General features: G+C 64.3%; 4 protein-coding genes. 2 read left to right on the plus strand and 2 right to left on the minus strand.

Annotated elements, in window-relative coordinates; all coding sequences use genetic code 11:
• Positions 1-10 precede the first annotated feature (10 nt).
• Positions 11-1,786 (minus strand): OmpA family protein, encoded by a 1,776-nt coding sequence (locus KHO41_RS18215; RefSeq protein ID WP_211954673.1) that lies wholly within the window; start codon positions 1,784-1,786, stop codon positions 11-13.
• A 361-nt stretch (positions 1,787-2,147) separates the two neighbouring features.
• Here KHO41_RS18215 and KHO41_RS18220 point away from each other — a divergent pair, with 361 nt between their 5' ends.
• On the plus strand, positions 2,148-2,978 hold the full coding sequence (locus tag KHO41_RS18220; protein WP_244873883.1) for a YdcF family protein: 831 nt from the start codon (positions 2,148-2,150) through the stop codon (positions 2,976-2,978).
• 229 nt (positions 2,979-3,207) lie between these two features.
• On the plus strand, positions 3,208-5,715 hold the full coding sequence (locus tag KHO41_RS18225; RefSeq protein ID WP_211954674.1) for an EAL domain-containing protein: 2,508 nt from the start codon (positions 3,208-3,210) through the stop codon (positions 5,713-5,715).
• 280 nt (positions 5,716-5,995) lie between these two features.
• Here KHO41_RS18225 and KHO41_RS18230 read toward each other — a convergent pair whose 3' ends face one another.
• Positions 5,996-6,925: a type VI secretion IcmF C-terminal domain-containing protein gene (locus KHO41_RS18230; protein WP_342344465.1), complete on the minus strand. Its 930-nt coding sequence runs from the start codon at positions 6,923-6,925 to the stop codon at positions 5,996-5,998.
• Positions 6,926-7,228 lie beyond the last annotated feature (303 nt).

Genomic DNA, 7,228 nt, shown 5'->3' on the forward strand with positions numbered 1-7,228 from the left:
TTGTTGTTGATCAGGTCTTGCCACCACCGGCCATGCGCGGGTTGAATGCGGCGGAGTAGCCGTTGCCGTCCTTGTCATAGCGCAGCCACGAGCCCTGCGCGTGGTCAGGTGACGCGTGGGGAATCACGATGTCCAGGCATTGCAGCGGCGCCTTGTTGACGAAGACGCGATAGAGCAGGCCCTTGTCGCCACGGTAGGTATTCACCTGGGCCTCGGTGCGCAGATCCGCGGTTTGCTTCGAATCGTGGTAGTCGCGATAGACGAGCACTTCCGGCCGACGCGCCGGCGCGCCACCGTCTCGCAACACCGCCACACCCTTGAGTGCGACCAGATGGCCGTTGACGGTGTCGGTCCAGATCGTGTTGTACAGGCCGGGCATGTAGTCAGCAGTGCGATAGGCCTTGTCATCGCTCAGCGCCTTCACGGCTCGGGATTCGCGCGGGCGGTCCTGGTCGCAACGGGCCAGCGGGGTATCCGCGACGGCCGATGAAATCAATGAAAGGCCACCAGAGCGATCGAGCTTGCCGAGGTCCGGCATCATTGCACTGCGACCGGAGGGCGTACCGCCGAAATCGATCGACGGTGCGCGCGCGGTCTGCGTCGACGTCGCGGCATTTGGCTTCGACGTTGTCGCCGGTGCGGGGGAAGCGGAGGCAACTGGCCTATCGCCAGCCGGAGCCCTTGCCACATCGCCGACTGACTCGTTCTGGCGCGGATTGGCGGAAGCGGTACGCACAGGCGATGGCGCCTTTGCCTGCCCGCTGGCTCGCGCGCTTGATGCCGACTTCGCACGCGAAGCGCTCACCTCGCCAGTGTCTCTGCCGGACTGCGACGGATCGCCTGCGGATTCCCGGTAGAACGCCACATTGGGCCTGCGAGCCGCGAGATACTTGGCAAACGCAGCCTCGTCGGTGACGTCGACGATCTCGACACGGCGATTCTTCGCCCGCCCTGCCTCGTCACGATTGTCTGCCAGTGGCATGGTTTCCCCCGCACCCTGGTAGTACAACTGCGACTCGGCGACGCCCGCATCACGGAACAATGCCGCCACGGCACGCGCACGCTGCTCGGACAGGTCGGCGTTGAGCCGAGAACTGCCGGTGTCGTCGGTATGACCGATCAGCAGAATACGTCGCGACTTCAACCCCTCGACGGCATGCCGGTCTTGCGCAGTGGACTGCGGACCGAGTTGCCTGGACTGGACCGGATAGGCGTATTGCTGTGCAATCTCGGTGAATGCAACCCGGGCCTCCGGCGTCAACGCGCTGGATCCGGACGCAAACTGGCCATTGGCGCCGGCACCGGAATCCCGCACCGAAACGGACAGGCCGATGCCGCCTTGTTCGCTTGCGCGATTGGCAGGCTCCATCGCACTGCCGTCCGCCGCAATGTCCACCATCGTGACATCCAGCCCGTGCTTCTTCGCGATGCGCGACAGTTCGCAACGGCGGCGATCCATATCCGCACCGATCAGCCCGCCAAGCGCGGCACCGACACCGGCCCCAAGCAGTGTTCCAACCTTCTTGTTGCTCGACACGACGTTGCCCAGCACAGCGCCCGCGATAGCACCTGCGGTGATCCCGATATTGCGGGCGTTGTTCGAGCAAGGGTCGTCGCTGGCGAAGGTTTCCTTCAGGTAGCCACCCGGTGCGGTTGCGCATCCGGTCACCATCGAGCAGGCAACCGCCAGGCTCGTCCATCGCCACGCAGTGCGTGTGTTCGCCTTTGCTGTCGTTCGTGTCGAGCGGTGTGAGCCGTTGACCGTTGTCTTGTTTTCGTTATGCATCGACCTTTGTTTTCTGAAACGCCTTGCCACCTCCCGCCACGGGCGCAACGTTGCGCCACGTCAGTATCGGCATCCGTCGTGGAAACTTGATCACGCAGGTCCGCCTGCCATCGAGGCGGCGCGCGATCAGGGAGCGTGGTCAAGGCAGCGACCCGCGCGTCGATGGTAGTGGCCGATCATGCACATGCCAACCCTCCGAAGGCCATGCTTCAGTGGGGTTGGAGCGAACCTGCCGCTGCGCGGGTTGCGCCTGGAGCGTTTGCTATCCTCACCTTCCGCACGCATTCGCCGCCGTCCGCGAAAGACGGGCCCCGGTGCTGCTCAGCTCGATGCGCCGGCACGACCACGCCAGAAAACTCCGATGTCATTCACCATGCAAGAAGCAAACAGACCCACTTCACCGCGCGGCAAGCTGGTCGTTTGGAAGCGTGCAGTCCTCGCCTTGACGGGCGCCGTGCTGCTCGGCGACGCCGTCGGCCTGATGAGCATCGGATTGCTCAACTTCGGTATCGTGCTACCCGGCAGCATCGGCCTTGCATTCCTGCTGCTCGCGCTGTGTTGGCATCGCGTAGCAAGGTGGCGTCTGGCCAATCCGCGCAGACAGTTGCTATGGCGTGCGGCCTGGACCGCGTTCGCCGTGTGGCTGTTGACTGTGGGTGTGTACTTCCACGGCATTCGCAGCGGCATGGGCGCGTCCGTGCCGGCGGACGTCCCGGTCAAAGCCATCATCGTTCTGGGGTCGGGCACGCCTAATTGCCAGGCTTCGCCGGCGCTGACCGCGCGGCTGGATCAAGGCCTGATACAGGCTCAGCGATTTCCAGCGGGGAAAGTCGTGGTGAGCGGCGGACAGGACTTTGGCATGCATTGCACTGAGGCCGACATCATGGCTGACTATCTGATCGCGCGCGGCGTGGCGGTGGACCGGTTAATTCGAGAAGGCCGCAGCACCAGCACCGAGGAGAACCTGGTTTTCAGCCGCCGCTTGCTTGAGGCGCAAAGCGTCGATGCCGCCGGACCGATCATCGTCGTCACCAGTGATTTCCACGTACGGCGGGCCGTAGGCATCGCACGCAAGGCCGGATTCAGTGAAGTCTTCGGCGTGGGCGCCGCAACGCCTTTGTACCTGCGCTTCAATGCGTGGCTGCGCGAGTACTTTGCGTCGATCAGCAGTTGGGTCTTGCGAGAGTATTGAGGCACCCGCCCAGCCCTTCCCACCCCCGTCGGTGGCGCCCGCGAAACTTGCAGGGCAAGCCAAGCCGTACAGCGGACACTGTCCTATCCGCCCAACACCCGCTTAGTCCCCCTGGCACTCCGCTAATTCCGCCTTGATCTGGATCAACGGTTGCAACCCATCCCGCCACTATGCTGGCGAGCGCTGTCGGGAAGGGTGAACAACAACAAGACACGGGTTAGGGGGCGACATGCCGCATCACACCTTGGATATCGAGATCGAACGTCTGGTGTCGACATCGACGCTGGAGTGCGCGCCGCTGACGCCCGTCAGCGAAGTCGTTGCCAGGATGGCGGAACGCCGCTGCAGTTCGATCGTGGTGATGGACCACGGACGTGCGGTCGGCATCTGGACGGAGCGCGATGCACTGGCGCTCGACGATGCATCCGATGCGCTGTCCAGGCCCATCAGCTCGCTGATGAGTCACCCCGTACTGTCGCTGCCCGGAGGCACGCGCCTGGGCGATGCGGTCGTGCATTTCAAGAATCAGGGGATACGTCATTGCCTCGTGGTCGACGACGCGGAGCGCCCGATCGGCATGCTGACGCAGACCGATCTGGTCATGAGCCACGGCGCGGAGTTCTTCCTGCGCACCAAGGCGATCGATTCGGTGAAGTTGCCCCAGCCTTTCATGATCGCGCCCGCCACCAGACTGTTCGACGCCATGCACACGATGCGCACCGGCGGAGTGAGCGCCATCGTCGTTCGCTACGCCGGCGATGAGTACGGCATCCTGACCGAACGCGATATCGTCCGGCTGGCCGCCGCCAATGCGCTTGGCGATACCGTCGCCGCGCATGCCACGCGCCCGCTGCGCTCGCTGACCCGATCCCAAAGCCTCTACGCCGCTCGGCAGGCGCTGGTTGAAAACCGCATCCGTCATGTCGGTGTGATCGACGACGCAGGCGAGCTGGTTGGCCTGCTGAGCCTGGCCGACATCCTGAGCAATATCGAGTACGAGTACGTGCACGAGCTCCAGATCGCGCTGCGCGAGCGCGACGAGGCGCTGCTGGAATCCGCCTATCACCTGAAGCTGGCCGACCGCGTGTTCCAGGCCACGCTCGACGGCGTCATGGTGACGGACCTGAACGGGGTGATCGAACGCGTGAATCCGGCCTTCACGCAACTGACCGGCTATACGCAGGCCGAAGCCATCGGCCGGACGCCGAAGATGCTGAGCTCGGGCAAGCAAAGCACCGCGTTCTACCAGTCGCTGTGGCGACAGCTGCGCGAGAACGGCAGCTGGAAGGGCGAAATCTGGAACCGCCGCAAGAACGGCGAACTGTATCTGGAGTACCTGTCGATCTCCGGCATCTACGGCCAGCACGGGCGCTGCACGCACTATGCCGCGATCTTCTCGGACATCACTCAGCGCAGGATGGACGAAGAGCGCCTGAACCACCTCGCCATGCACGACGCCCTGACGTCGCTGCCAAACCGGACGCTGTTCAGCGAGCGCCTGAAGCAAGCCATCGCCCGCGCCAAGCGCGCCGCGCGGCGGGTGGCCGTGATGTTCATCGACCTCGACCGATTCAAGCTGATCAACGACACCATGGGGCACGGCGTCGGCGACGAGGCGCTCAAGATCATCGCCCGGCGGCTCAGAGACGCTATTCGTGAGAGCGATACCGTGGCGCGCCTGGGCGGCGACGAATTCACCGTGATTATCGAAGACATCGAAGACATCCGGCACGTCGCGCAGATTGCGCAGGCCTTGCTGAACGTCGTCGGGCAACCGATCGACGCCAACGGGCGCACCGTGTTCGTGACGCCGAGCATCGGCATCAGCATCTACCCCGACGACGGCACCGATCGCAAGCAGCTATTGATGCAGGCCGACCGCGCCATGTACGAAGCCAAGGAAGAGGGCAAGAACAACTTCCGCTTCTTCGCCGCGCAGATGACCTCGTCCTCGATGGAGCGGATGACGCTGGAGACGGAGTTGCGCAACGCGCTGGCGGCCGACGAATTCCGCCTGCACTACCAGCCGGTCTTCGACCTGCGCAGCGGGGTCATCGTCAGCGTGGAAGCGCTGCTGCGCTGGCAGCATCCGACACGCGGACTGTTGGCACCGGGCGCTTTCATCACGACCGCCGAGGAATCCGCACTGATCGTGCCGATCGGCGCGTGGGTCCTGCGCGAAGCCTGCCGGCAGGCGCGCGCCTGGATGGATGAGGGTTTCGAATTCGGCCGGATCGCGGTCAACCTCTCCGGGCGCCAATGCCGCCACGAGCAGTTCCTGCATGACCTCACGGCGATCCTGAGCGATGCCGGCCTGCCGCCGTCGCGGCTCCAGTTGGAACTGGTCGAGAGCATGGCCATGACCGGCCATGGCGTGACGGAATCGCTGCTGGGCGAACTGGCCCAGCGTGGCGTGAGCCTTGCCATCGATGATTTCGGTACGGGGTACTCGTCGTTCACGTATCTGCAGACATTGCCCGTGGATACGCTGAAAGTGGATCGCTCCTTCCTTGCCGGGATCGACGAGCACCGGCGGGATGGGACGATCCTGCGCGCGATGGTGGCGATGGCGCATTCGCTTGGGTTGACGGTGGTGGCTGAGGGCGTGGAGAACGCGGAGCAGGTGGAGTTTCTGCGGGAGATCGGGTGCGATCGCGGGCAGGGTTTTCTGCTGGCGCGGCCGGTGCCGGCTGAACAGTTGCGGCGCGCGGGCATGGGGGCGGCTCAGGTTGGCTGATGTCCAGCGACACGTGCCGGGCGGCATGCTCAGTCGACTGCAAAGCAGCATCGGCGCAAGCGCGCCGGCGATTGCCGAAGGGACGGTCATCCTGCATGCGAAATAGCAGGAGGGCGCGACACCGATGACGCGCGGCTGCATCCCTTCAGCGATGTTTCAGTTGGGTAAGCCGCGCGTGGTGCGGTTGAGCAAGCGCAAGACAGCTTCGACTGCAGGCGATGCTGTGGCTAACGACGGGTTCACTCTGGGCCGGAAACCTGAACGCCGCAAGGCCGCGGCCTCATCGCGTCTGGCTCGCGACGGGGCTACCAGGCTTGCCGACAACGAAGATCCGCTCCGGCATCTGCAGGTCGCGGAGTTCCAGCATCTCCAGCGGTCCACTGCCTACATCGGCACGCATCTGATAGCGGATCGGATAGACCATGCCTGATGGAGCTGGCACTCTGGGCTCGCGAGCGACAAGGCTCACCGGGCTGTCGGGCCGTGATGGCTCTCTGGCCTCGGGCTCGCTGTCGTTCACAGCAGCTCGTGCCGCGTCGGCATCGGGAACGGCTTGCCAGGTGAGCTGGAACGTAGCACTGTCCAGCGGCACAATGCGGGCCCGCTCCAGCATGCGAACCAGACCCCAGCGGCCGCCGAACTCGTAGTTTGCGCTCGTACCCGCGGTTTCCGTTTGCCATTGCAGGATGGTGCGAGGGGCCTGAAGGTTATCCACAGGCCACGTCATGGTCTGCCAGCTTTCGCGCTGGTTGAAGTAGTGCAGCTTCTGGTTGTCGATGGTGAGCAGCGTATCCGTCAGGCCGGGTGTCGGGATCGGCTTGAGCTCGAAGCGGTATCGCGCATCGCCCTGTGTCAGCATGTGAGCACCGATACGCTGCAGCGTGGCGATGGTCTTGAGGAACGCCGGGTCGAATGCCAGCCCTTGGGCGTTGGCGGCAGGCACCCACTGGTCGCCATGCTGTTCGAGTACGCCTCCCAGTTGGGCCACGAGGAAGGTGTGGATCAATCCGCTTTGCGGACGCAGGTAGCGCCCCAGCTCGGCGAACGACGCGTCATTCGCGGAGTTGGTGAACGGATAGCGTCCTGCAAATGCCGTCTTCCATGGCAACGCGATGCTCTGCCGCCAGTCATCATTCAGACTTGCCTGTGCGGGCTGCAAGACGGTTTGAGTAGCCTGGGCAATCGGCCGCACGAACAGGGTATCGCCCATGCCCGCCCACTGGCTGCCTAGGCTCGCGGCGATGAGTTGGGCGTAAGCCTGGGTATCGGCCAGCTCCGAGCCCTTGCCCTGGAACAGCGCTATTGCAAGCTGGCGTGCCTGAGCCTCAGCATCGGGGCTGTTCGAGACCTGCTGCAGGCGCAGACGAAGTGCTGTGGTGCGATCCAGGAACCGTTGCAGGCTTAACGCCCCTCGTCGGCCAGCTTCGGCACGATCTGGTGCGGCGTCAGGCTCTCGTAGCCGGGGCTGTTGGCCGCCGCCAGCACGGCCTGCCGCTCTCCCTCGCTGAGCTTG

The organism is Cupriavidus numazuensis (assembly GCF_905397435.1).
Lineage (GTDB): Bacteria > Pseudomonadota > Gammaproteobacteria > Burkholderiales > Burkholderiaceae > Cupriavidus > Cupriavidus numazuensis.

Coding starts and splice junctions, on each gene's coding strand:
- KHO41_RS18215 (WP_211954673.1), bottom strand. CDS start 1,786: ATGCATAACGAAAACAAGACAACGGTCAACGGCTCACACCGCTCGACA.
- KHO41_RS18220 (WP_244873883.1), top strand. CDS start 2,148: ATGTCATTCACCATGCAAGAAGCAAACAGACCCACTTCACCGCGCGGC.
- KHO41_RS18230 (WP_342344465.1), bottom strand. CDS start 6,925: ATGGGCGATACCCTGTTCGTGCGGCCGATTGCCCAGGCTACTCAAACC.
- KHO41_RS18225 (WP_211954674.1), top strand. CDS start 3,208: ATGCCGCATCACACCTTGGATATCGAGATCGAACGTCTGGTGTCGACA.